Below are 25209 nucleotides of genomic sequence, written 5' to 3' on the forward strand. Positions count from 1 at the left end.
GCCATCTGTGCAAAGACGCCCTGTCCCCACGCCGACGCTATAGTAAGCGCGAGCGTTGAGCCGGTCAGGCGCAGATATGCGCTCGATTTCATCATCCATCCTCCCTGTTTAGACTGCCTCTTACGAGGTCTGCTGTTTCAGTATGTTTTGCTTTTCACGCCCGCCCTATTAGCGGTGAACTTTCTGATAGGTTTCTTGGAGATAGCTGATCCGGGCCTGCATACCTTGTCAAACGGATCTCCGGGCGCGCGCTCACAGGCTGAGAGATCGCCATACGCCGGACGCGCGTGGTCGCTTTGCTGAGCGGCAATCATCTTGCCTTTTGCAATCAGCTGCTCACATTCTGCGGTAGATCTTGCGGTGGTGATGTCCACCTTCGGCATCGGGAATGACCGCATCAGCCCGCCACACTTTTGTAAGACGACAAAGTAGACAGCGTCCACGTCGTGGGCCCCGGGTGAGAGCGAAGACGCTTTAGGCGCGGAGAGGCTTTTCTCAGCCGGCCGGCGTCGCCCTTTACGATCGGGTCAGCCCCGGCGGTCTGAGCTCGGCCAGGCGCTGGACATGAAACCATTGCCCGCCGGCCTGGCGATCCGGCGGGAACGGCCCTCCGTCAGGCCTCACTGAGCGATACGTAATCCATGGCGGCAAGGTCGGTAAGAAGCTCGGGGCCGGTCGGTTCCCATCCCAGCCGAGCGCGCGTCCATGCGTTCGACGCGACCATGTCAAGCGCGGCAAAGGGAGCCATCCAGCCGAAGTAGCGCTCGACTTCATCAGCCGCGATCGATCGAACAGGAAGCCCGGTTCCCTTTCCAAGCGCCTCGGCGATTGCGCGAGCAGTAACGCCCTCCTCTGCTGACGCATTATATCGCGCTCCCGGCTCGCCCTTTTCCAGCGCGAGGACGTAGAGCTTCGCGACATCGCTGACGTGTGCCGCCGACCATCGCGTATTTCCTTCGCCGACATAGGCCACCGCCCCAGCGCGACGCCCCTCGGTGACAAGCGGTGTGATCAGTCCGGCTTTGGTAGCGTCGTGCACCTGTGGCAACCGGATGGTGCGCACGTCGATACGCCGCGCGGTCAGCGCCGCGCCGGCGAGCTCGGTGGCGATGCGTGGATTAGCGTGCTGCGGGTTGAGCACGTCCTCCGTCGCGGAGCCCCCATTCAGCGGCGTGCCGATGCCGACCCCCGACGTGATCAAGATCGGTTTGTGGGTTCCTTCCAGCGCTTCGCCCATCGCGGCGATGTTGCGCTCGTCCTTCTTGGTATTCTCAAAGAAGGTCGCGAAATTATGGTCGAACGCGCAGTGAATTACCGCGTCCGCGGCAGCCACGCCGCTGGCGAGCGACTCGGGCTGTTCCAAATCGCCGCGATGGACGTCGACGCCGGCCGCTTCGAGCTGACGGGCACCAGCATCAGACCGGGCAAGGCCGAGCACGCGATGCCCGCGTCCGAGTAGTTTGGGAATGACGTGCGAGCCGATGAAGCCGCTCGCCCCGGTCAGGAACACGCGCATATGAAATCTCCTATACAACGGATCGGCATATCGCGGCGTCGCTTAACGTGTTAAAGTAGTGATGTTATCATGGTATAACGTCCAACAGGATCGATCATGGCTACCGAAGCGCGCAATCAGCTCGGCACCTATCTGCGCGATCGTCGGGCCCGCCTCGACCCGGCAGCGTTCGGGTTCGGCGGCGATCGCAGACGGACGCCCGGATTGCGCCGTGAAGAAGTTGCGAGCCGCGCGAACATCAGCCCGACCTGGTATACTTGGCTTGAGCAGGGCCGTGGCGGCGCACCGTCGGCGGACGTACTTGACCGCATCGCCAAAGGCTTGATGCTGACCGAGCCGGAGCGCGAGCACCTCTACATGCTTGGTCTCGGCCGTCCGCCTGAGGCGCGCTACCAGCCGGTCGACGGCATCACCGCTCGGCTCCAGCGCGTGCTCGACGGAATGGTGATGAGCCCGGCGATCATTAAGACTTCCATGTGGGATGTCGTTGGCTGGAATCGGGCGGCAACACTGTTTCTGACCGATTATGCCAAGCTGCCCCGCGAGAAACGCAACATCCTCCGCCTGATGTTCGGCAGCGATCATGTCCGTGCGCGGAATGAGGACTGGGACAGCATGGCGCGCTTCGTCGTTGGTGCCTTTCGCGCTGACGTAGCGCGCGCGGGCGCCACCAACAGCGCTGCGGTTATTGAACTTGTAGCCGAGCTCTCCCGCACCAGTCGCGAGTTCGAAACTTTATGGCAGGACAATGACGTGGTCGCGCATGGCGAGGGCATTAAACGTCTTCGTCATCCTGATGTAGGCCTGCTCGCGATGGAATTCTCCTCATTCGCCGTCGAGGGGCGGCCCGAACTCGGGATGATTGTCTACAACCCCGCATCGCCAGCAGACGCCGAGCGACTGTGCGTGTTGCTAGACGTCCGCGAAGGCTGACTGGTATCGACGATGGCCAGTTGCGAACAGTTAGAGGCGGGGCGGCGCCCTCGTAATGGAGGGCATGCTGCGTGTGCCGGACCCCGGCGCCAGGCTGGCTCGGGATGTCGGAGCGCTGCAGTATCGCGAATGCAGGGTTCAGCAGTGTTGCAATTCGGCCGAACGAGGAAGCAGGATGATCGATCGACGAGTGTTTATTGCCGGGCCGTTGGCACTGGGCGTCGCTGGGGCGCTCGTGCCCGCACAGGCAGCTCGACCCGTTCGACGAGAGCTTTGGACTTTTGACGATTTGCAGACTGTGGCCGGCGAGCCTCTGAAGCTCGTTGGGGCTCCCCGTCTTATGGATAGCCCTTGGGGGCCAGCGACGCGCTTCGATGGTGTCGATGATGCGCTGATTGTCGGAGAGCATCCGCTCGCCGGCGCAGAACGGTTCACGGTCCAAGCCCTGTTTCGGCCGGAGGGCGGCGCATTTGAGCAACGCTGGTTCCACCTAGAATCCGCCGAGACACCGTCGGTGGCGCCTGGCACCGGAAGCACGCGCATGCTCTTCGAGATCCGAGTTGTCGGCGATCGTTGGTATCTCGACGCGTTCATGACGGGCGCAGGCTATCGCCAGACGATGATGGCGCCAACCAAGACTTATCCCGTCGGGGAATGGCACCATGTCGCCCAGACTTACGACGGCCAGACCTATCGCTCTTTCGTCAATGGTGACCTGCAGATGGAGGTGGATACGCCGTTCGTCCCGCAAGGACCGGGTCAGGCGTCGATCGGCATGCGCTTAAATCACGTAGCATTCTTCCGCGGCGCCGTCCGAGAGATTCGCTTCGCCACCGAAGCGCTCGCGTCGACCCAATTCGCTCTTCCAAAAGCCACGGCACCGCTGGCACACAGCTGAATGCTGAGTTTCGGCGAGGTAAGCCGGTAAGCGAAACACCCCTGCGAGTATGTTCTCGCCCTCGGCCATCTCCGCATCGATCGAGGGCCTGTTGGATTGCGCTCGTTTCGTTCGTGACGCCGTTGGCCTTCGCGCCATGTTCTCGCGCGTCGATGCAGATCCGGGTGGTCGGAGCGGTTGCGACGGGAAGCTCGCGGGCTCCGCCGCGGGCCCTTCGCGCGCTGCTAGGGGTAACAGCGTGGGCGGCAACCACCGCAGCCCCCGCAAGAGCGATCCGCGGTCGATGCGTATAGTCCGCCTACTGGCCCCGCTTCGAGGCTCGCACGATCCCGGCGGCCGCAGTCTGGAAGGCAATACGCATCTGGGAGTTGTCGGGATTCGGCAGCTCGGCGCGCTGAAGCATCAGGACGTAGACCGCACCCGCCTTGAGATCGACCCAACTCGCCGTTCCAAAGGCGCCTCCATGACCGAACGTGCCGGGGGATAGCGTTACATTGCCCTCGAGCTTGCCGGGATCCTCGACGACGCTGAAGGTCAGTCCCCACGACATTCCCGGCCTCGTCACCAAGTCGCCGGTCTGATTGCGTGCCAGTTCGGCGAGCGTTTCGGGCTGCAGTATCCGAGCGCCCTCGCGTGCGCCTCGCCCGAGCAGCATCTGATAGAGTCTGGCAATATCGCCGGCCGTCGAGAACAGGCCCGCACCGATCAAGGGTGGTCGCTGCTTGTCGGTGGGGTCGGTATCATAGAGGTAGGGGATCTTCGCAGGCTGGAGCGTGCCGTCATCGCCCATCCGATAACTCCGGGCATAGCGGGGCAGTTCGGACGGAGACAGCCAGAAGCATGTCTGCTTCATGCCCAGCGGACGAAAAATCTCCTTTTCGAGGAAGGTGTCGAGCGGCATCTTGCCCGCCACTTCGATCACCCGCCCGAGCACATCGATGCCGAGCGTCGAGTAGGACCAGCGCGCGCCGACCGGGTATGCGAGAGGCGTCCTGGCGGCCATCGCTGCGGTCTGCGCGAGCGTCTGGTGGGGCGGGCGATGCATTTGCTCGCCGAGCCCACCGGTATGCGTCATCAGCTCGCGCAGCGTGAGCGGCGCGCCGCGTGCATCGCGAACGGCAGCGAACTCCGGAACGAACCGGCTGACGGGATCGTCGAAGTTCAGCGCGCCGCGATCGCGAAGGATGCCGAGCGCGATGCCGGCAACGGGCTTCGACATCGAGGCGATCCAGAAAATATCATCCGCCCGCATCGGGCGGTGCGTCGCGAGATTCGACACGCCGACCGCGGCACTTTCCAGAATCCGATCGCTCGTCGCGACCAATCCCACGGCGCCGGCAATCTGCCCGGCGTCCACCGAAGGCTGGAGGGCAAGCGCGATGGCGTTCGCGGGTGGCTGCGTCGCTTTGCCCCGGACGCAGGTGGCGGGAGCGAGGCTCACCAGCCCGATGAGCGCGGCCGATAGCATCCCATGACGGCCCAGCATCGCGACCATCCCTATCGACCTTCGGCGATCGTGGCGCCCAAGGTCGCGCTATTATTGTCGGCGGATATTTCGGCCGGGTCGCCGTCCAGCGCCAGCCGGACGGTGAGCGGACCCTTGCGCGCGGCCTGGGGGACGGCGAAGGTGACGCTCGCCACACGGGGCTGCAGATCGACGGGCGCGGCGAGGGCGGCGAAGCGGACGGTGCCCAAAGTCCTGCCGGTGCCGTCCAGCAGCGCCGCGGTTCCGGCAGGCGACGGCTTGGCGCCGAGGCTATGGATCTTGGCGGTGAGGCGGGCGCCGGAAAGCGCGAGATCGTCTCCTGAAATGCCGACGTCGGCGCGCGTGCGCGGCTCTTCGCCCGGGGTGGCCAAGGTAAAGTCGAAGACGATCGTTTGGCGGGGCGGCAGGGCCAGAGGCACCTTCGCGCCTTCCTCCAGCGTGACCGATGTCGCGGCGGACGGGGCGTCGGCGCGATCGTCGCCATCGGCGTCGGTCCCGGACGTCATTGACCACGCTCCGGCGACAAGCTGGTCGCCGATCATCGTCGCCGTGACAGGCCGATCGCTCAGGTTGAAGGCGATCACCTTGAACTTTCGCGGATCGCCTGACGGGATCAGGATCGCGACATCTTCGGCCTGCGTGCCTTCGGCGAAGCGCCAGCGGACCAGATTGCCGGGATAGTAAGCGTTGCGGCGATGCGCGACGCCGCCGAGCCGGGTGCGCTGGAGCATCTCGCTCGGCACGCTGACGCGATCGGACCAGAGATGCCCTTCGGTCAGCAAATGCATGCGCTGCGCGTCCGACTCAATCTCTGATCCGAACAAATCCGCAAGGATCGACTTGTCGCCCGTCTGCTGCCACCGGACGAAGCGCGCAAAGTCCGCGTCGGTGCTGCCGCCAAGGTTGCGATCGTTGTCGGAGCCGGCCGGCTTTGCCGATCCTTGGGCGATCGCGCGGGCGAGCGGTGGACCCGCCGGAAGACGCGTCAAAAGATCGGCATTCAGACGCGAGAGGCCGGCCAGATTCTTCTGGATGCGATCGGAATCGATTGGCTGGAGATATTTGCCGTCTCCGGTCCAGGTCCACGCGGCCCAGAAGACATTGGCAGCGCTTACGACGCCGTTGCCAGTCGCGGCATCCGTGGACCATTCGATGTCGGAAGGGAAACTCCAGCTGCCATCGGCGGCCTGCTTGCCGTGAGCGAGCCAATCGTCGAGCACCGGCAGCAGAGCCGCTTTGACGGCAGGCGCGCCGTTATAGTCGGCGAGCAGCAGGCCCGGGTGCGTGATCAGGACGCTATAGGGATGCTGCCAGCCCCAGATACCTTCGCGCACGATATCGGTGCCGCTGTAATAACTTGAGGTAATGTGGTGATGGCCGGCGGGATTGACTGCGATCAGGCGCGGATAATTACGCGCCACGTCCATTGCCCGCTCGATCGCGGTGGGATCGCCCCGGCTGATCTGCAGCGACTGCGCGACCGAATTGATGCCCTCTTCGTAGCTGTGCAGCTCGTCGGCACGGATGCGGCTGAGCCCATCGGACCACATGCCATTGGCGTAGGTCGCATCGAGCACACGGCGCTGGGAGGCGGCGAGGCGCGCGGGCTCGACGCCCATCAGCGCGAGCGGCACCCATTGATTGACCAGATCGGTATCGTCGGAGAGGCCGCCGCCGAATTCGCCGTCCGCGATCTGTCGGTTGTCGATCCACCAGTCGACGAACTTGCGATAGAGTTTGAGATCCTGGCTCTGGCGGAAGGCCCATAGCGGCACGCCGGCCGAGGCGGCGTCCTGCGTGAAGGACGCGTAAGGCTGATTGGGGTTCTTCTCGACCCAGTAGGAGCGCGCGACGGCATTGGCGGGATCGACGCGAAGCACGTCGGAAATGTCGCGCTCGAAGCGATCCCAGATCGGATAGGCGCGGCTGTTCGGCTGTTCCTCGACGAGGAAGGAAAGATTGTCGCGGGCTTGTTCGAAGCGGTCGGCGACATGCTCGGCCTTCGCGGCAGACGCCGGCTTGTAGAGCGCCCGGATGCGGGTGCCATCGAGCTTCGCGGCGTCGAAGCCTCCGCCCGCTGCCGCGATGTCGATCGCGAGATTGGCGCCTGGCGGAAGGATGCGGTCGCGCGTGTCGAGCCAGAGCGTGCGTGCCTCGCCCGGCTTCACCGAGACATTGATATCGAGGAGGTCGCGGTCCGGCCAGGTGGGATCTTTGATTCGAATATTTAGTGGGAGGAGCCCGCCATGCGTCGCCTTCACGTCCATCGGCGGAAGATCGAGCGCGATGCCGTCGAGCCCGACGTCCATATTCTCCGTGCCATAGGCGAAGCGTTGGGCGGTGCCGCCGCTACGCGCGTCGCGGAAATCGCCCGGGACGAGGATGTGGACGACCGGAAGCGCCGTAGGGCCCTCGTCGGCAAGGCGCTTGCGCGGTGCGCCGGCGGGGAGCGCCACGACGGCCGTACGCTCGTCGGCAATGTTCCGGCCGGCAATCGTCATGCGGAGCGCATCGAGCGCCGGATAGAAAGCGGGATCGGCGCGGGCATCGAGCACATAGCTCAGCACGACCGGATCGGCGGGCTCCACGCCGGCCGTCACGTCATAGGCCGCGATCTCCTCGATCGGGGTCTCCTGGGCGACGTTGTCGAAGCGCAGCACCCCACCGCGATGCTGCTGTCCCAGCGCATTCGAAGTGCGCTCTTGTCCCACAGCGCGTCGGAACAGCACGCCGCGCGCGTCGCTGAGCGTGCCGTAGGCGGGGCCGTTGATTTCGATCCGGTTCCACGGCTCGTCGGGCAGCGTCAGCGTATAGCTCTTGCCGCCGGTTGAGTAGACGTTCCAATCCGGCAGTTCGAAATAATCGTGGCGACCGGGAAGCCGCGAGCGATTGTAGACGCCGGGCCAAGTCGTCTCGCGGATCCCGTCCGTGCCCCGGAACATCCGTTCCTTCTGGTCCCGCGTATCGGCGAACTCGACCTTGCGGATGCGGGTGGACGCGTCCGACAGATAGACTGGCGCCTGCTGGTTCCAGCCGTAGCGCAGCCACCAGTCGGCGCGCGTGCCGGCGTCCGCCAGCGAGCGCGGCGGCGCGGCCGGGACCTGAGGCGCCTGGGCGGCGGCGAGCGAGGCGACCTGCGCATCGTCAAGCATGTGATCGTAGATGCGCAGCTCGTCGATGTCGCCCGAGCGATGAAAATTATACTGGCTTTGCACCTGATGCGGCGACACGATCCGCTGGAACGGGCCGAAGCCGAACAGTCCGCCGTCATAGACCGCCTTGCGATCGGTATGGCCGACGAGCTTGCCGTTGATCCAAAGGCGCACGCCGCTGGTTTCATCCCAGCCGAACGTGACGTGGGTCCAGGCTGTAGGCGTCGGGATAGTGTCGATCTTCGTCGAGACGCGCGTGCGGGCGAGGCCCGTGTCGGTTACGAAGGCGTCGAAGCCGTGCCCGTTCCAGTCGATCCGACCCCAGGCCATATCCCAGCTGGTGCCGTCGCTATCGCCGATCCGGAAGAGCGGGAACGGCGTCGTGCCCAACGGCGTGCGCGCGCGGAAGAAGAAGGAGAGTGTGCCGCGCTGGGCCATGATGTTGCCCGGTGCAGGCCAGGCTAGCGTCAGTTCGTTTGCCAGGCCGAGCGCGGAGCCGGAGCGGCCGTCGGGAATGATCTTGGCACCGTCCGCGAAAATGGGGGCCGCCTTGCCGGCGGCCTTCTCCGCGACGAGGCCGGTATCGCCCGACAGGGAGAAGAGGAGGCCATCGCCTAGAGATGTCTCAGCCCCGGACTGGGCCTGCGCACTGGCCGCGAGGCAGGTGGACGCGATAAGGATCAGCCTGCGGGCAATCATGCTCATGAAAATGCGTGCCTATCGATTTCGGGAAAAAAGAGGGGGGCCTTCGGCCCCCCGCTAGGCTCGGGGATCAGAACTTCACGCCGACGCCGAAATAGATCTGACGACCCGTGTGCGTGTTGATGAACGGACTGTTGCGGCTCGAGTCCTGGTATTGATCGACATACGCGTCCGTCAGATTGAGCCCCTGCACGGTTACCTTCAGCCATTCGTTGATCTGATAGGTGGCATTGGCGTCGACCGTCGTGATCTTGCTCTGGCCATTGACGTCGTTGCCGGTGTTCTGGCCGGGCACGCTGACCAAGAATCCGCCGCGATAGGCGACGGAACCGCGCAGCGAGAACTTGCCGTCGTCGAAATAGACGGTCGCATTTGCGGCGTTCTTCGACAGGCCGACGAGGGCCGCCGTCGTCGTCGTCACGGGCACGCCGCCTGCGCTGGTCAGGATATAGGTGATCTTCGAGGTGACGTGCGTGTAGTTGGCGAGCACGCCGAAGTGGTTGAGCCAATCCGGCAGGAAGTTCAGCGGCAGCGAGGTCTGTCCATTGATCTCGAAGCCCTTGAGCGGTCCACCGTCCGTATTGAACGGACGCCGAGAGGTGAAGATGTCCGTGACGACGGTGGTCGAATTGTTGAGCAGAGACGGATCGAGGCCCAACTGGTTGAACGGGAGATCCTGTTGCAGCGTCTGGATGTAGGTGCTGATCTTTTTGTAGAAGTAAGCGACCGACAGCAGCGAATCCCGCGACGGATACCATTCGGCCGCGAGATCGAGCGTCTTTGCCTTGATCGGATCCAGATCGGGGTTGCCGACGGTCACGCTGCGAGCGCCGGTCACCGTGATCGAGCCACCCGGCGTCAAATTGCCAAGGTCGGGCCGGGCGATCACCTTGGACGCGCCAAGACGGAAAATGAGCTGTTGCGTCGGCGAATATGCGAGGTTCAGCGACGGGAGCCAGTTATGGTATTTGCGGTCGGCGAGGACGAGGACGGGAGCGGCTCCAACCAACTGATAGCCCTGCGAGGCCTGGTTGGTTTCGACATACCGAACCCCGATGTCGCCGCGCAGCGGGAAGTTGAAAAGCGGATCCCCGTTGAACTCGACTTGACCATAACCGGCCTTGTCCTTTTCGGTCACGTTGCGGATGTTGCCGCGCGCGCTGCTGTTCGCCACCCCGGTCTGCAGGAAGGTCCCGGTGTTCGAAAAGATGTTGAAGACTTTTACGAACTTATCGACGTCCGGGGTCAGCCACGAGGTGGGAGTCGGCGACGGCACGTTGAGCCCCTTGCCGAAGCCCGAAATGGTCCGCGTCAGATCAGCGACGGTCGTGCCCGCCGGCAAGCCCGGAACGAGCAGCGAATTGTCTGCTCGGGACGTCGCGTCAGAGTCGAATTTGAACTTCTTGTAGGCGCCTCCGATCTTGACGTTCAGCCCCTCGGTAACCCGCATGTTGCTCTGCAGGGTCGCATTCTTGAACGTGTTGATCGAACTCGCAGTGCTCAGGCGTATCTCGGACGTGCCGTTGATGAATCCGAAGTTGCCCGGATTGTTGACGTCAAACCCGTAGTTCAGGATTGGCCGGCGGCTATTGTCACGATAGTCCCAGCTATAATTCTGGCTATTGGGTCGATCTATGGTGAGCGTCGTGTCTATCGGCACTGTCAATGCCGACTTCGAATAGCCGGCGGATCCAGTCACCGTCCACCAATCGGTCAGGTCCTGCTTACCGTTCAGCGTATACTGCTGGAACTTCGTGGTGAAATCGGTGAAGCGTGTTTCCGAACGGACATCGACATTGTCGAACACACCGTAAACGAGATCGCCCGCGCCGTTGACGACGGCCTGGCGCACGGCAGTCTGCGGCTTGCCATTGTTGGAGAGTGCGCGACTGAACGAGAAGGCCTCGATGAAGTTCTCCTCCCGCGTCGCATGATATTTGGAGTAGAGGGTGTCAAATGTCAGCAGCGTATGGCTGGTCGGCTGCCATTGGAGCGAACCGGTCAGGCCGAGACGCTTCTGGTCGTGAGTCAGGCGACCGTAGCGAGGCAGGCGTGGCGCGTGCACCGAATTGCCGTTGCCGGCATTTACGGTGTTGTATGCCGCGATATTGTCGGCCGTGTTGGCGGGACGCGGCACGCCGGTGGAGCAGGATGTGGCTGTCGTGCCGGTCGACGCGGAGAGACCGGGATTGGCGGGCGCGAAGCCGATCGGCGAGCAATAGCCGCCATTGGTGGCGGTCGTGTCGAAGCCGACCGATCCGGCGCCATCTTCGTATTTCCGGCTGCGCGAATAGGCGCCTGAGACGAGGACGCCGACCGTATCGTTGAGCAATTTGGTCGTGAACAGTCCGGCGAGGCGCGGGTCGACCTTCTTGCGCAGATCGTTGTAATTGCCCTGCGCGGAAGCCGCGACCGTCGTCTTCTTATAGTCAAGCGGATGGGCGGTCTGAAGGTCGACGGTTGCACCGAGCGACCCTTCGTCGATTTCGGCCGACTGCGTCTTGCGGACCGTGATCGCGCTGAAAAGCTCGGACGCGAACACGTTGAAGTCGAAGCCACGGCCGCGATTGGCGCCGCCGGAGCTGTCGGTGGAGGTGGTGGTGCTCAGGGCCTCCATGCCGTTAATGCGAATGCGGGTGAACTGCGCGCCCAGACCGCGGACGGTGATGTTGCGTCCTTCACCCGCATCCCGGCCGATCGAGACGCCAGGAACGCGCTGAATGGATTCTGCGAGATTGTTGTCTGGAAATTTCGCAATGTCTTCCGCCTTAATGACGTCGATCGCGCCAAGAGATTCTCGCTTGGCGCTAATTGCGGACGCCAGGCTGGCTCGGAAACCGGTTACCACGATCTCTTCGGCGGCCCCGGCGGGCAAATCGGTTTTCAGCGAGGTAGAGGTCTGGCTGGAATTCTCGACGGCAGCGGGCGCGGGCGCGGAGGCCGTCGTGCCTGGCGCAGGTAGCGTGGTCTGGGCCGACGCCATCCCAGCGATGATGGCGCTGGTCGAGCAGCACAACGTAAGCCGAGCGATGAACAGTTTCATTAAATCCCCCTCCGCATTATTGTTCGTCCGACGCGCGGTGCTCCGCTTTTCGCCAGCAAGTCTGTGTAAATGGCAATCTCTTTCACGGCGGCCAGCAGCAACCTGCCGGGGCTGGTGCTCATCCCAGTGTGAAGGCGAGCTCAGAGATGCCGCATCCCGACCGCTCAAAGCCAGGCGGTCTGTTGGAGGCGCAGGTCAGCTGTGCGACCGCGAAGCGGAATCTTAGACCACTCATCAGCATCCCCTGCAGCCGCTCGCATCAAAAGTGCGATTCTTACTAGGCTGGCCCCTACGTCTCACGTAATGTCACCGGTGTCAGCAGTTTTCTTCACGATCCAGCAATCTTGCTAGCGCTTTGTGAAGCGCCCGGCGGGCTCGTCCCACTCGACCGTTGGCCGCTACCGCTCCCATTTTAGGCCGAAAGAGACTGCAGCTTGTGTTTTCGTCGATCGCATTGGCGTAAGGACGCCATGGATTGAGTTTGCAGCACTGCCTATGCAGCGACGGTGCAGCGTGAGTGAAGGCCTCGAGACAATGTGTCTTGGGCGATCGGCCGATCTGACGACGACGTCCGATACCATGGCATGCGTTCGTCCCAACGGCGGGCAGGTCAGCTGGCAGGCGACCTGCGCGATGAGGCTGCAGTGAGCATCTTCATCGGCCCCAGGATACGCACGCGCGAGTAATTAGTATGAAAAAGCCACAACCGGCACCGTTGGCTTTGACCCGTCCAATGCGTAGCTTGCCGATAGCCACCATTCTCCGGAAAAGTGCCATATGAGGGCGTTAGAAGGAAAAGCCGCGCTTGTGATCGGCGGGACGAGGGGGATTGGCGCGCCATCAGCCGTAGGATGGCGGCCGATGGCGCGTCGGTCGGCATAATCTATTTGAGTCGAGCAAGTGAGGCAGAGCTTGTTGGGCACGAGCTTCGCGAACAGGGTGCGACGGTCGCGATGGTGCAAGCCGATGTCAGCGACGTATTGGCGCTAAACGATGCAGTTGATGCGATAGCCGCCCAACTTGGCGGTTTGGACATTCTCGTAAGCGTGGCCGGGACGTCGATCCTTGGACCATTGGAATCTCTCGCGGACGACGCTTTCGATCGCTCGTTTGCGCTGAATGTCAGAGCACCATTTCTCGCCGCGAAGAAAGCCGCCTCGTTGATGCCACCCGGTGGACGGATTATTACGATCGGCAGCATCGTCGCAGACAGGATGCCCGGTGCTGGCGGAACGCTCTACGCCGCAAGTAAAGCCGCCTTGGGTGGAATGACCCGAGGTTTGGCCCGCCATCTTGGCTCTCGGGGCATCACGGCGAACCTGGTGCAGCCAGGACCGATCGACACGGAACGCAATCCCGCCGACGGCCCCAACGCTATCGCCAATAGAGGCCCGCTTGCTATCGCCCGGCACGGAACGCCCGGCGAAGTGGCCAGCCTAGTCGCTTATCTAGCTTCGCATGAAGCCGGATTCATTACCGGCTCCACTTACGACATCGATGGTGGTTGGAGCGCATGAGACAGGCGCCGCTTCGATTAGATTGCGCCCATACGCTCCGCCTGGACCGAGCTTCAGACACCTCACGGCTACTTCGCGATTAAACCCATTGCTGGACATTCGCGCCGGCCTTAGTGCTTCCCGTAACCAGACTTTCGTTCATCGGCTGACTGGGCAATCGGGGCAGTCGCTGTCCAGCCGGGTATTGCGCGGCAGGACCGGCCCGGGTCGACGATGAGTTCGCACGGAGGAAGATCGCAGCGATCGGACTGGTTGCCAGACTCACCCGACCCGAACCGGTGCGAGATGCTGGAAATCGTAGGAAAAATCCGCGAGCGGTGAGAGGGCGCGCAGCTTCAGCCTTACGGCCTTCCCGCTTTCGATCACGAAGGCGACCACGGCATCCTCGCCGGCGCCTTTTGCAAAGCGGGTGCGGAACGTGTCGGGTCCAAACGGTTCCAGCCTGCTCTTGAAGATCGGTGTGCGCGTAAAATCGATGGACAGGCGCCCGCCCTTTTCGGCGACGACGATGTCGCCATACCAAGGGTCCCGATACCGCCCCGGATAGGCGCCAAGCGCCAGCGAGAGACCGCCGGGCGGGACCGCGAAGTCGCCACCACCGGCCTCCTTGCGCAGCTCCGCCTCGTTGCGCGCCCGGCCGCGCTCGGCCGCAGCGACCCAGTCGAACGGCGGTGCCGCGACCGCCAGATCGAGGATCGCGTTGCGTAATGGCGCGCTGAGCCCGTCTTCTACATTGGTGAACACAGCGATGCCGATCCCCTGTTCCGGCAGCAAGGCGGTCTGCGTCACCTGCCCGCTCAGGCCTCCCGAGTGGAAGAGGATCCGGTGCCCGCGATAATCCGACAGAAACCAGCCGAGCCCATAGCCTTGCAGCACGCCCCGGACGGGATTGTCCGCTGTCGGCCCTTCCGTCGCCGCGGTGACGACCTGCGGCGTCCACATCGCGTCGGCATCCTTCTCGCTCCACAGCCGATGCCCGGACGGCGTCACGCCCTTGGCGAGCTGGGTCTGGAGCCACAGCGAGATGTCCGTCACGCTGGCGTGGATGCCGCCTGCCGGACTGGCGGCGGCTGACTCGTCCGGATTGACCACGCTCAACGGACCGACACCGGGCGTCGGCGGCCCAAGCCGTGCATGGCGGGCCGCCAGGTTAGCGGTACGCACAAGTTCGCGGCTGGCGACGGCGGTGCGCATGCCAAGCGGCTCGAGCAGCCGCTTCGTCGTGTAATCCTCGAACGTCATCCCGGAGACGCGCTCGATCAACACGCCGGCGACCACATAGAGAATGTTGTCGTAGGCGTAGCCGCTGCGAAAGCCCCGCTCGAACGGCAGATAGCGCAAGCCGTGATAGAGGTCGGCGCGCGTATGATTGGACAGGGGAAACTGCATCAGATCCCCCGCGCCCAGCGGAAGCCCGCTACGATGGCAGAGCAGATCGCGCACCGTCATGCTTTGCGTTACGACCGGGTCACTGGTCGCGAAATCCGTCAGATACCGGATCACCGGCTCGTCCCAGCCCAGCTTATCCGCCTCCACCAACATGGCGATGCCCGCGGCGACGAACGCCTTCGAATTGGAGGCGATCGCGAAAAGCGTATCCGCGTCCACCTTCTCGGGGCGGCCGAGCTGGCGGACGCCATAACCTCGGGCTAGCGCCGGACCGCCTGCCCGAACCAATGCGACGCCGATGCCCGGCGTGCCGAACGCATCCATGAACCGGCGCACTACCGCGTCGATCCGCTCGCCTACCGTGGTCGTTCCAGCAGCGGATGGCCAAGCGACAGTGGCCGCGACAACACCTGCACCGGCTGCCAAGGCCTCGCGACGAGACCATCGATATTGTCCCACTCCGTGCCCCCCCTATCCCGCTTCAATTGGCTATCACGCCAGACCGCTGGCTCGCCAGATCAAAGCTGTCGGCAATGGTGGCGCTGTAGAGGTCCCGCCGGCTGATCGCGCCATGACGTCTAATCAAAACGGCCCAGAAGCCGCCATTCACTGCAACCCCGCCGCTGCCCGAAGCGGCGCTCGTTCACCTACGCATTTCCGGCTCATCTGGGGGTCGAGCACATGACGCTTTCTCAACCGGCCATAAGCCGCGGCCGGAACAGCTGTCCGCTCTCGACTACGAAGACGGTCGCTGCGACCGCGATGCCAATGCATAGATAGCCGACCGCCAGAGGATAGGTCGTACCATCGTAAGATTGCCCGATCGCAGAAGCGACCAGCACCGCTCCGATGCTAGTGATAAACCCCTGTATTGAAGATGCGGTGCCGGCGATGTGGCCTACTGGCTCCATTGCCATGGCACCGAAGTTCGATCCGCATAGCCCGATGCAGGTCATGCTGAGCGCCTGGAAAAGGACATAGCTCCACAGCGACTCCGCGCCTGTCGCGATCACCACGAGATGCATCACCGACAGCCCGATCAGCGCGGCGACCGCTGTTTGCGAGATGAGACGTGTTCCTAGTCGCTCGACGAGGCGGCTGTTGGCGAATGATGCGCAGGCCATTGCAAAAGCGCAGGTGCCGAACAACAGGGTGAAGCGGCCGCCCGCGCCAAATTCGTCGACGAAGATCTGCTGCGCGGAAGCAACGAACGCGATGATGCCGCCGAAGGTGAGCGATGCCGCCATCGCATAACCGGCAGAAAACCGGTTCGAGAGCGTGAGCCGGTAGGATCTCGTCAGTGACGCAAACGACAGAGGAACGCGCCGCTCCTGCGGTAGCGTCTCTGGTACGCGCCACATCGTCCATGCTAGCACAGCCGCCGCAAAAGCCCCGAGCGCATAGAAGATAAATCGCCATGGGCCGAAAGCGAGCAGACCCTGCCCAATGGTGGGCGCCAGGATCGGTACGAGAAAGAAGATCATCTGCGCGACAGACAGTGTCCGCGCCATCTGCCGACCCGAAAAACGATCGCGAACGATCGCAACCGACAGCACACGGGTGGATGCCGACATCAATCCCTGCAGTGCGCGGGCGCCCAGCAGCGCATCGAACGTCGCCGACCCGGCGGCGAAGATGCTGGCGGCGACGAAGCCGGCAAGCGTCGCGATTAAGATAGGACGGCGGCCGAAGCGGTCGGCCAGCGGCCCGTAGATCAACTGGCCCGCGCCGAAGCCCAGAACGTAGGCGGTTACGATCCACTGGCGATGGTTGGCGGTCCCGACGCCCAGGTCGCGACCGATATCGGCCAGCGCCGGGAGCATCAGATCGACGCCCAGCGCGTTCACTGCCATCACCGCGGCAACGAATGCCACGAACTCGTGGCGATGTAGTTCAGGCGCTGGATCGGGGCGATTCATTAGGGTGCCTTGCTCAACCGGTGGACGGGCGAAATAGGTATTCTCCCAAGTATCCGCTATTAGACAGTTGCTCCGGGCAGCTCACGGCGGCGAAAAAGCCACTCGCAGCCGCCCAGTGCCGCAGCGCTTGCCAAAAGCCGCGGTCCGTTCATTTCGTTTCAGCAACAAAAATGGGGAGCACACAGGGCGCCTGTCGGCGATGGGCTTTGCAGTGACGGGACTGTCAAGATTGGCGCAAGCGGTAAACTTGCGTGACGGTCGATAAAGCACCGCACTGTGACCACAAGCCCTGAAGCTGAGCCCGTACTGGGTCGTCACGGAATGCATCGAAAGCCTCACCGTTGGGAAAGTGAAGCAGATGCACCTCGCTCTTCCCGTTCGTGGTACGCAACCGCTCCAAGAGGCTTCCGCCGTGAGCTCCTACCAGAGCCAGAGCCGCAGTCTCATCGTTTTCGAATAAGGCCATACTCGCCTTAGAGAGGTCGATCTGAACGAGAATAAGCATCGTCATAGTCCCAAGCACACCAGAGGCATGCCTTGATATAGGCGGGGAGATCGGCCTTTCGCTGCGACGCATGGCCGCGAAGGGAGATGCGCAGAATCCGAACGACCCAGGCTATTTGCCGTTGCTCCAGAATGGGCAGCCAGCGGGCATAGCTTTCGAGGCGGCGTGCGCACTGATTTTTGAAGGTCTGGCCCAGCCGAACGGCTATACCGAACCGCTGCTCCACACATTCCGGTCGGCCGCTAAGCAGTCATTGTGCGGCGATTCGAGCGCGTTGCCCTCCGGGGCGGTCGCTCGTGAAGAGTTCGCGGTCTAGCCGCTGGCCTCCTGACCCGGTACGGTCAATGGGTTGTGGATGCCGCCCGACATCTCACAATGAAATTTCCTGATCCTACGCAGTATTCGCAGAGTTTATAAGACCCGGACGGGAGGTTTTCCCGTCCGGTGAAGTCAAGCATGTCACTCAGTGATCAGCGAACCGATCATTGCTCATCGATTATCTGGCTGTCGCGATCAAAATTTCAGTTTGGTAGATACGCGAACGACCCGTCCGACGACATCGTAAAGCGAGCGATTTGTCTGGGCGGCCGCCGGCACATTGTTGCCATCCGGACCGTTGCCGATGAGCACCGGCGCCTTGTTGAAGATATTGTTCACGACGAGCGTGATGCTCGCATCATGGCCTGCCGCCTTAACCTTCACGCTCACGGAAGCATCGAAATATTTGATGCCCTTGATGCTGTTATCGTTGATCGTGCGATATTGCGTGGTAGAGGTCGGGCAGTTCGACGTGCATTCGATATAGTCATTTCCATAGACGCCGGAACTGAAGCCACGTCCCACGAGATTGAAGGTGAACGCATTGATCTCGTAAAATGCGCTGACGCGATAGACCCAGCTTGGCTCGCTATATGTGCCCGCGAGGCTTCCGCCGTTGACCCCGGCATAATCGACCGGGAAAATCCCATTGTCGATCACGTTGGAAATGTAGTGCGTGACGTCGGCATGGATCGAGAAGGCGCCGGGGAGGTTCGGCGAGATCGCGGCCAGTTCGGTGCGATAGCTTGCCGCGATGTCGAAACCCTTTTCGCGCTGGCTCGCGAAATTGAACGGCTGGATCGTGATCGTGCTGAGCGTGCCGCTGCTATAGGCGATGTTCGAGCAATAGGCCGTCGACCCGGTATAGCAAAAATCGACCGTGTTCTGCGCGGTGATCGATCCGATCGCATCGGTGATCTTGATGTCATAATAATCGAACGAGGCCGTGAACCCGGGAAGGAAACGGGGCGTCGTGACGAATCCGGCCGTCCAGGTATTGGCCTTTTCCGGCTTGAGATTGCGATTGCCGATCGTGCTCTCGACGAACTGATAGCTGCCCGCGCCAATCGTCGAGTTTGCGGGCAGGATGACGGTGTTGGTTCGCGCCGTGCCCGCAGCGAACAATTCCTGGAGATTGGGCGCCCGGATGTCGTGGCTATAGGTGCCCCGGAACTTTATATCCGGGATGGGCGAATAGGTTGCCCCGGCCTTCCAGGTCTGGACGGTGCCCGAGGTCGAATAATCGGTGTAGCGCCCGGCTGCGTTGAGATTGAAGCCCTTGAACAGGGGCGCGTCGATTTCGACGAAGCCTTCCCTGACGTTATACTGACCCTTGTTGACGAGATAATTGCCGTACAGCCATCCGCTGTTGAACTGAGGATCAACATAGCCGTTGATTTGTTCCTTGCGCCATTCCCCGCCGATGGCGATCGCGACCGGGCCGCCCGGCAGATTGAACAATTCCCCGTTGATGCTGGCCGAGGCGACGTCCTGCTTGATGGTCTCGTCGCGATACGGCTGCTGGGCGCCATAGATATAATTGAGCGCCGCCTGCGACGGGCCGCTGGTGCCCAGCCGGTTGATCGGCACGCAGCCATTGCCCGGATTGGTGAGCGTCGAGCGGCAGACGATCTGGCCGTTGGAGAAGACCGCATCCTGGGCGAGCGCCATGCGCGCGTTGTTCCAGGTGTTGGTCAGCTCCTCGTGCGCCTTCGTGACGCCATGCTGATAATAAGCGTCCCACTTCCAGTCGCGGTCGAAGAGGCTGAACTTGCCGCTCGCCCCCGCGACATAGCGGAACACCTCGCGGGTATTGTCGCTTCCGGGCACCGGGAAGCCGGCGTTGCTGGTGCCGATGGAGAGCGAGGTGAGGTTGTTGGCCGCCATCTGCGCGGCGACCTGCGGGTAGAGGCTCGTCAGATAGGCATTGTCGCGCTGGATGGTGACGCCGGTGCTCGGCGTCTGCTGATAGAAGCTCTGTCCCTCGTAGCGATTCCAGGAAAACTGGCCGTAGATCTGGATATCATCGGTGAGATCGAACGAGGTCCGGTCGAACACCGCCATCCGCTTCTCGGTCGGCAACAGTGAATTCGTGCCGACATGACCGGCCAGCGTGGTGGCGCCGTCGCCACCGATCATCCAGGGGCTCGAGACGGTATTGGTCGTGCCGTAGTTGAGCTGTCCGGTCGTGCCGTTGCCGAGAAAATACGTTCCGCGTAGCGGACCCGAGGCGACCAGACCGCCGGACGTGTAGGTGGCCGGCGCGAAGCCCGACCCGACGAGGCGCTGCGGCTGCCCGTTCGTGGCGGTATAAGCGGGGTTGTTGATCTGGAAATAGCCGCTGTCGTTCCAGCTGCGATCGATCGTATTGACGCCGCTCTGGTGATAATATTCGCCGTTGAGCAGGACATGGATGCGGTCGTCGAGAAACGAAAGGCCGGCGGTCGCCGCGAAATTGTAATTGTGGCCGTCGCCGTAGGTCGACAGCCCCTCGTCCGCAGACAGTTTGAAGCCCGTGAACTTCTTGTCGAGGATGAAATTGATGACGCCGCCGACGGCGTCCGAGCCATATTGCGCGGACGCACCGCCAGTGACCACTTCAACCCGCTCGACCAGTTCCTGCGGGAACGTATTGACGTCGACAATCCCACTGACCGACGAGGCCACCGAACGCTGGCCGTCCAGCAGCACGAGCGTGCGACCCGCACCGAGGCCGCGAAGGTTAACGGAGTTGATGCCAGCAATGCCGCTCGAAAGGCTGCCCGAGCTGTTCGCAGACGTGCTGCCCGGCGTGATCGCGGGGAGCTGGTTGACGAAATCGGAGATGTTTGCCGGCGATTGGGCGGCAATGTCGGCCGACCCGAGCACAGTGACTGGCGTCGGCGCACTATAGCCGTCACGCACGATCCGGCTGCCCGTGACGGTAATCTCGGCGCTCTGACCCGCTCCATCATCTGCTGACGTTGTCAGGCCGCCCTGCGCATCAGCCTGCGCGCTGATCGCGGCTTCGCTGCCCCGCGGGGGAGCTGCGACGGTTTGGGCTCGTGCGGATTGGCCCGCAATGACGAGCGAAACCATGGCGCCGCCGGAAAACAGAACCGCCTTCATTCCGAATTTTTGAATATTGGTAAAATACAGGTCTCGAAATCTCGTCACAGCAAAACCCTTTATCGATTTTAGTGCCTGGACCGCCCGCAGCCACCGGCAGGGCGACGCGAATCGAGGACAGCCGGCTGGCGGCGACCGCGCCTTTGCCGAACAATCTTCGGGTATCGCGTCGAGGCTCGGCTTTTGCCGATGCCCATTGCCCTGTCGGCCTCAGCAGTTCGGTTGCGTCGCAACCATGCCGAAATTTGCGATGTCGTTTTTGATTAGCATTGCCGCATACGCGACGATAAGCGGCAGCACGTTGTTATATGTGAACGCAATCCATCATATTTGATGTCTTAATTGAACGATTGCGTCACGGGATAACTGAGGGTCTGGTCGTTAATTTTCGCTGAATGATCCTGCCGGGGGTGCGGTCCGCCGCCGTGACCGAGCGATAAGGTGTCAGCTTCGCGCCAACGACGGATCATGGTCGTATGGACCGGGACTGGTTCAACTTCGAACAGCCGCGATCGCGCAAGCTATGAACGAACTGCAGTTCTTACGGGCGCGCGCTCGAAAGCCGCCATTCCGGTATTACACCCACATTCGGCCGTCCGCGCTCAATTTGACGTCGGTGTGGACGGGAGGTGTTGGTGGCCTCAGCGCATAACACGTCAAATTCCGCCCGATGCGCTTACAGGGTGTGTTCAGTGCCGAAGTTCCCCTATGGGCCGCTCTCTACCATGGAGCAAAGAATGGCCGACGCTGACAACACTAATGATCTAATCACCCTGACCGCGGATATCGTTTCGGCACACGTAGCCAATAATTCGGTGCACGCCGGCGAGATCGCCAATCTGATCGCGACCGTTCACGCGTCCTTGTCGGGTCTCGGAACGCCCGCCGCTCCCGCCACTCCTGAGAAGCCCAAGGGCGCCGTCTCAGCACGTGCCTCGGTCAAGCCCGGCCACCTGATCAGCATGATCGACGGCAAGCCCTACAAGATGCTCCGTCGCCATATCTCTCAGCACGGCTATACGCCAGAGAGCTACCGCGAGGCGTTCGATCTCGCTCGCGACTATCCGATGGTTGCTTCAGATTACGCCGAGCAGCGCCGCGCGCTCGCTCACAAAATCGGGCTCGGGCGGAAGCCGAAGGCCGTCGAAGCCCCGACGCCCGCCAAGCGCGGTCGCAAGCCCAAGGGTCTTACCGACGCGCTCGATGCGGCAAAGGGTCATCTCGAAGGCTGAGTATTGGTTGAGCCGGCATCTAATGTCGGCTCAACCCGCTAAAACCGACGAACGACTGGACGTCGGCAGTCAGCGCCATAGTGCAGCAGCAGTCCGAAATCGTCCTGCTCCGCAGTGCCGCCGGCCCGCGCCTGACGGCCGCGGAGCCATCCTTCGGGCGCGAGATGCTCGAAAAAGGGATAAGACCGGAACGCCAATAGTGATCGTGTCTCGACATCGGGCGATAACGGCCTTGCCGCCGCCTGCATCACCCGCCAACCTGTAAAGGATGGCGACGCCCTCGTAGACACGCCGCGCGACCGGACGCTTGCCGAGCGCTGGATCGTGTTTGCCAGCGCCAGCTGATGCTGATGTCGGCCGAGCTGCAGCTCGATGCGGGCGCTAGCATAGTGGCGGGCGGGAAGCTGCCGGGCATCACCCTGCGGACCGTTATCCGCATGGAAAGACCCGCCGAGCGGTGTCCGCAAGTTCATCACCAGATACGCATCGCGCACGAAGGAGGAGCAGCGCTTCCACGTCAGCGAGCGTGACAAGCTGGAGAGGCCTACACCGGGCTCTTCATGGACGAGGCCCCGGGGACCGGCGAGCGCCCCACGTGTCGGGCGACTTGTTGCCCAACGGCAGATAAATGAGGCCGAGTTTCTCGTCGGCGCTGCCGATCGACCACATGTTAGGGGCGCCTTCGCTGTAGGTCTCGCCTAGCTTGAGCATGGCGTTCGGCGCTTTCGAGCCGGGATCCCAATTCTAGACCAGCGCGCCGGAGTGGACGTCGTAGGCGCGGACCACGCCTGACGGGCTATGGAACGAAACGTTGTCGTTTGATGGCGGCTCCGAAAATGGCGAGGTCGGCGACAATGACAGGCGGCGACGTCACCATGTAAAAGCGGGGTTTCGGATTGGGCATGCCGGTCATCAGGCCGACCTCGCCCTTGTCGCCGAACCCTGCGCTGCGGGCTCCGGTCTTGGCGTCGAGTGCGAACAGTCGTGCGGAGGCCGGCGACGGTCGACCTGGGCCGGAGGCACGCGGAATCAGCGATGACATTTTGCAATGGAAGGCGCGTCCGGCGGCATGCACAGCGCCACGAGCGGAGTTGTTCGCGACGGCGGGGCCAATCACGGGTCGATACAGCGCCAGCGCCGCAATCCAAAGTCGTCGAAGACTGCGACGTTCGGCGCGCGAGGTAAGGGAGGGAAACGCCAGCTTGCGGGAAGCGGGAGGTGGTTGCGCTGTTGAACGGATTGACTCGGCGACCGCCGCGGCGAGCGATACGCCCTATGCAGAAACCCCGCGCGTTATTTCTCCGCATGCGTTGCCCGCAGAGCGCCCGCTGGCCCGTGGCGGAGCATCATAGGATCGGCGGATGATCTCAGCGCTGGAGATCAGCAATGCGATTGGCTCCGCCGATCCAGGCGGAGTTGCCTGGATCGGCCCGAAGCCTCACGTGCCGCCACCCAGGCCCCGCGGCCGATCTTCGTCGCTTCGCAGCTCGCGTTCCCGTGCCTCAAAGGCCATCGACACTCTTGCTAACCAAGATATTCACTGCGACGCGTCGATTCTGTGCCTTACCTTCAGGTGTATCGTTGCTGGCTAGCGGATCGGCTTTGGCCATGCCTGTTGGGGTCAGCATACGGTATGGCTTCCATCCGCAATTCTGCTGGAGATAATTGATCACGCGAGCGGCGCGCTTCTCGCTAAGCTGCTGGTTTACGTCGTCGCCTCCGGTCGAGTCAGTATAACCAACAACAAGCATCAGAGCGTTCTCGGTTGCCTGCGCCGAAGTCGCTGCAGCGCAGAGACCGGCCTTGTCTTCTGCCGATAGCTCAGCTTTGCCCGTGTCGAAGTGCACGTTCGTTGTGCTCCTCACATTATATTTATCAATATCACCGATCCGGCCTCGCAGGGCCTCCGTTGCGGCTGTTTGCTCCTCGAAGCGCTGAGACGTTCCGTTGTGAATCATGGTCGCAGTCTTGAGGTCGGTTGTTCGATAGCTGATCTGGCTCGCGAAGAGGTTACTGCCCGACTGCTGGTCCATGCGCTGCAGGGTTTTGACCGTGACCGGGAGACCATTGAGCAGCATATCGGCCGTGGGTTTTCCCCGCCGACTGCTAAATAGGCTGCTTGCCGCCTTGATACGGGTAGCGTCGTTGATCGCGACGACCGTGTTGCTGCCGTCAGCGGCAGTGACTTTTATCCTGTCACCATTCCGCGCCGAGATGACGCCTTTAATCTCTGGCCCCCGGGTATCGCCATTCACGATAATGTTGGGGTCAAGCTGAGTAGGAGTCTGCGCAAACACGCCACCAGACAAGGACACGGCCGACAGAATGAGCATCATGCGGCCTGAGACTGGAAAGGTAGTAATCATCGAACCACTCCCTTTGCTGTTTAACTGCTAAAGGTCTGATCTGATAAACCTGTCGGCGCGATGAACAACGATCGGCGGCGTACCGAGGACGGCTGGTCGGAATGCACTATGCGGCGAACCGATCGCGTGCTGTCGGCTGAACGTTGCTGTTGCATCAACGGTGAGCATATTGGCGTCAATTACGGGCCTCCGCGCCGACGGGGCTACCCATTTTGCGCGATGTTACTCAGGAGTAAGCTCAAACCGCGTTTCTAGATAGCGCGAGCTCGCCGGCAACGGGGCTATGCCGTGCTCCGCGGTGAGGGCGGGCGCAATTCAAGCCAATCTCGACCTGTCGATCGGCGCCTCAGCCAATCTGGAAGCAGCGATCGCGGTCGGATCGGTCCACACGACCAACCCGCACACCTACGGCATCTCTTACCTTTCATCGCGCGAGCCGACTGCCGATGGGCGGCAAAAACCCGATTTCGCGGCGCCCGGCGAGCGCATCGTCTCCGCCCGCCACAACTGGCGGCCGACACGGGATCCCGTGCCGCGATCGATCCGCTTTATGTCGAAATGAGCGGCACGAGCATGGCAGACCGATACGCACGCGATCGCGATGCTCGATAGCCGCAATACGAAACTCGTCACCCAGCGCGCGCTCCTGGTTGCTGCGACCCGCGTCCGCGAAAGCCCGATTCCGGTGATGGATGACAAGGATCGCTAGATCCGGCTTATCAAGGAGAACTCCGGCGACAAGACCTCGGCGCTTGAGGTGATCGGCGAGGTGCCTGATCGGAGCAGTAGCCGCACGACGCATCGCCCAGGGGACGGGTCGTTGGGCGACTGAGGGCAAGAGAGGCCGGAACTGCCAGCAGATGCGTGGGAGCGTGCGAGATATAGACGACTTACGTAGTTCTATACGAATTGCCTAGAACTATATAAACGGTTTAGAATGGACCCACGGCGCAATCCCTTTTCGCCTGGCGGGTAGCAGATCGCCCGAACTTGCTGGCCGAGAGGACTTCCTCGAAAGCGTTGCGGTCGCGCTCGACCGCATCCGTAGCGGCCGTCATGCACAGAGCACGATTCTGCTCGACCTGCGAGGGGTTGGAAGGACGGTGCTCCTCAACGCGATGCGTC

Annotated in this window: 16 protein-coding genes and 2 pseudogenes; 6 read left to right on the forward strand and 12 right to left on the reverse strand. The window is 62.4% G+C overall.

The genetic code is table 11. From position 1 onward, the window contains the following. Positions 1 to 137: 137 nt before the first annotated feature. Positions 138 to 374 (reverse strand): hypothetical protein, encoded by a 237-nt coding sequence (locus Q4F19_RS08100; protein ID WP_303541421.1) that lies wholly within the window; start codon positions 372 to 374, stop codon positions 138 to 140. Positions 375 to 613: 239 nt separating this feature from the next. Then, the gene (locus Q4F19_RS08105) at positions 614 to 1516 is read right to left on the reverse strand and encodes an SDR family oxidoreductase (RefSeq protein WP_303541423.1); all 903 of its coding nucleotides are present in this window, start codon (positions 1514 to 1516) and stop codon (positions 614 to 616) included. A gap of 96 nt (positions 1517 to 1612) precedes the next feature. Here Q4F19_RS08105 and Q4F19_RS08110 point away from each other — a divergent pair, with 96 nt between their 5' ends. Together Q4F19_RS08110 and Q4F19_RS08115 are read left to right on the forward strand one after the other, a co-directional pair. Further along, entirely contained in the window at positions 1613 to 2449 is an 837-nt protein-coding gene (locus Q4F19_RS08110) for a helix-turn-helix transcriptional regulator (protein WP_303541425.1), read from the forward strand. Positions 2450 to 2624: 175 nt separating this feature from the next. Next, positions 2625 to 3347: a LamG-like jellyroll fold domain-containing protein gene (locus tag Q4F19_RS08115; protein ID WP_303541427.1), complete on the forward strand. Its 723-nt coding sequence runs from the start codon at positions 2625 to 2627 to the stop codon at positions 3345 to 3347. A gap of 298 nt (positions 3348 to 3645) precedes the next feature. On the opposite strand, the gene Q4F19_RS08120 is transcribed toward Q4F19_RS08115, so the two are convergent. The 3 genes from Q4F19_RS08120 to Q4F19_RS08130 form a co-directional block, all read right to left on the reverse strand. Next, complete coding sequence (locus Q4F19_RS08120; protein WP_303541429.1) at positions 3646 to 4842, reverse strand: serine hydrolase domain-containing protein; 1197 nt, start codon at positions 4840 to 4842, stop codon at positions 3646 to 3648. Positions 4843 to 4844: 2 nt separating this feature from the next. Continuing rightward, a complete protein-coding gene (locus Q4F19_RS08125) occupies positions 4845 to 8690 on the reverse strand; it encodes a LamG-like jellyroll fold domain-containing protein (RefSeq protein WP_303541431.1) in 3846 nt (1281 codons plus the stop codon). A gap of 67 nt (positions 8691 to 8757) precedes the next feature. Continuing rightward, a complete protein-coding gene (locus Q4F19_RS08130) occupies positions 8758 to 11670 on the reverse strand; it encodes a TonB-dependent receptor (RefSeq protein ID WP_303541433.1) in 2913 nt (970 codons plus the stop codon). A gap of 911 nt (positions 11671 to 12581) precedes the next feature. On the opposite strand from Q4F19_RS08130, the gene Q4F19_RS08135 reads away from it, so the two are divergent. Continuing rightward, positions 12582 to 13247, forward strand: a complete 666-nt coding sequence (locus Q4F19_RS08135; protein ID WP_341850170.1) for an SDR family oxidoreductase — start codon at positions 12582 to 12584, stop codon at positions 13245 to 13247. Between the two features lie 261 nt (positions 13248 to 13508). Here Q4F19_RS08135 and Q4F19_RS08140 read toward each other — a convergent pair whose 3' ends face one another. Together Q4F19_RS08140 and Q4F19_RS08145 are read right to left on the reverse strand one after the other, a co-directional pair. Continuing rightward, complete coding sequence (locus Q4F19_RS08140; RefSeq protein ID WP_303541435.1) at positions 13509 to 14972, reverse strand: serine hydrolase; 1464 nt, start codon at positions 14970 to 14972, stop codon at positions 13509 to 13511. A 356-nt stretch (positions 14973 to 15328) separates the two neighbouring features. Beyond that, positions 15329 to 16555: a multidrug effflux MFS transporter gene (locus Q4F19_RS08145; protein ID WP_303541436.1), complete on the reverse strand. Its 1227-nt coding sequence runs from the start codon at positions 16553 to 16555 to the stop codon at positions 15329 to 15331. Positions 16556 to 17130: 575 nt separating this feature from the next. Here Q4F19_RS08145 and Q4F19_RS08150 point away from each other — a divergent pair. Then, positions 17131 to 17376 (forward strand): hypothetical protein, encoded by a 246-nt coding sequence (locus Q4F19_RS08150; RefSeq protein WP_431312379.1) that lies wholly within the window; start codon positions 17131 to 17133, stop codon positions 17374 to 17376. Positions 17377 to 17573: 197 nt separating this feature from the next. Here Q4F19_RS08150 and Q4F19_RS08155 read toward each other — a convergent pair whose 3' ends face one another. After that, positions 17574 to 20486 carry a TonB-dependent receptor plug domain-containing protein gene (locus Q4F19_RS08155; RefSeq protein ID WP_303541437.1) on the reverse strand — a complete coding sequence of 971 codons (2913 nt, stop codon included), beginning with the start codon at positions 20484 to 20486 and terminating at the stop codon, positions 17574 to 17576. A 692-nt stretch (positions 20487 to 21178) separates the two neighbouring features. On the opposite strand from Q4F19_RS08155, the gene Q4F19_RS08160 reads away from it, so the two are divergent. Beyond that, complete coding sequence (locus tag Q4F19_RS08160) at positions 21179 to 21718, forward strand: Ros/MucR family transcriptional regulator (protein ID WP_341850171.1); 540 nt, start codon at positions 21179 to 21181, stop codon at positions 21716 to 21718. A gap of 38 nt (positions 21719 to 21756) precedes the next feature. Here Q4F19_RS08160 and Q4F19_RS08165 read toward each other — a convergent pair whose 3' ends face one another. From Q4F19_RS08165 to Q4F19_RS08175, 4 genes and pseudogenes are all read right to left on the reverse strand, one after another. After that, positions 21757 to 22251: a HipA N-terminal domain-containing protein gene (locus Q4F19_RS08165; RefSeq protein ID WP_303541439.1), complete on the reverse strand. Its 495-nt coding sequence runs from the start codon at positions 22249 to 22251 to the stop codon at positions 21757 to 21759. A gap of 25 nt (positions 22252 to 22276) precedes the next feature. Continuing rightward, a pseudogene (locus Q4F19_RS21550) lies at positions 22277 to 22450 on the reverse strand (hypothetical protein); the annotation flags it as partial. 64 nt (positions 22451 to 22514) lie between these two features. After that, complete coding sequence (locus Q4F19_RS08170; RefSeq protein ID WP_303541440.1) at positions 22515 to 22760, reverse strand: hypothetical protein; 246 nt, start codon at positions 22758 to 22760, stop codon at positions 22515 to 22517. Positions 22761 to 23220: 460 nt separating this feature from the next. Further along, positions 23221 to 24084: an OmpA family protein gene (locus Q4F19_RS08175; protein WP_303541441.1), complete on the reverse strand. Its 864-nt coding sequence runs from the start codon at positions 24082 to 24084 to the stop codon at positions 23221 to 23223. Between the two features lie 280 nt (positions 24085 to 24364). Between Q4F19_RS08175 and Q4F19_RS08180 the strand changes: the two are divergent. Then, a pseudogene (locus tag Q4F19_RS08180) lies at positions 24365 to 24646 on the forward strand (S8 family serine peptidase); the annotation flags it as partial. Between the last annotated feature and the right edge of the window lie 563 nt (positions 24647 to 25209).

Origin of the sequence: Sphingomonas natans (genome assembly GCF_030546695.1) — a bacterium.
Lineage (GTDB): Bacteria > Pseudomonadota > Alphaproteobacteria > Sphingomonadales > Sphingomonadaceae > Sphingomonas_I > Sphingomonas_I natans.

Coding starts and splice junctions, on each gene's coding strand:
- Q4F19_RS08110 (WP_303541425.1), top strand. CDS start 1,613: ATGGCTACCGAAGCGCGCAATCAGCTCGGCACCTATCTGCGCGATCGT.
- Q4F19_RS08130 (WP_303541433.1), bottom strand. CDS start 11,670: ATGGCGTCGGCCCAGACCACGCTACCTGCGCCAGGCACGACGGCCTCC.
- Q4F19_RS08115 (WP_303541427.1), top strand. CDS start 2,625: ATGATCGATCGACGAGTGTTTATTGCCGGGCCGTTGGCACTGGGCGTC.
- Q4F19_RS08175 (WP_303541441.1), bottom strand. CDS start 24,084: ATGATTACTACCTTTCCAGTCTCAGGCCGCATGATGCTCATTCTGTCG.
- Q4F19_RS08120 (WP_303541429.1), bottom strand. CDS start 4,842: ATGGTCGCGATGCTGGGCCGTCATGGGATGCTATCGGCCGCGCTCATC.
- Q4F19_RS08105 (WP_303541423.1), bottom strand. CDS start 1,516: ATGCGCGTGTTCCTGACCGGGGCGAGCGGCTTCATCGGCTCGCACGTC.
- Q4F19_RS08125 (WP_303541431.1), bottom strand. CDS start 8,690: ATGAGCATGATTGCCCGCAGGCTGATCCTTATCGCGTCCACCTGCCTC.
- Q4F19_RS08145 (WP_303541436.1), bottom strand. CDS start 16,555: ATGAATCGCCCCGATCCAGCGCCTGAACTACATCGCCACGAGTTCGTG.
- Q4F19_RS08150 (WP_431312379.1), top strand. CDS start 17,131: ATGGCCGCGAAGGGAGATGCGCAGAATCCGAACGACCCAGGCTATTTG.
- Q4F19_RS08170 (WP_303541440.1), bottom strand. CDS start 22,760: ATGTCATCGCTGATTCCGCGTGCCTCCGGCCCAGGTCGACCGTCGCCG.
- Q4F19_RS08135 (WP_341850170.1), top strand. CDS start 12,582: ATGGCGGCCGATGGCGCGTCGGTCGGCATAATCTATTTGAGTCGAGCA.
- Q4F19_RS08155 (WP_303541437.1), bottom strand. CDS start 20,486: ATGAAGGCGGTTCTGTTTTCCGGCGGCGCCATGGTTTCGCTCGTCATT.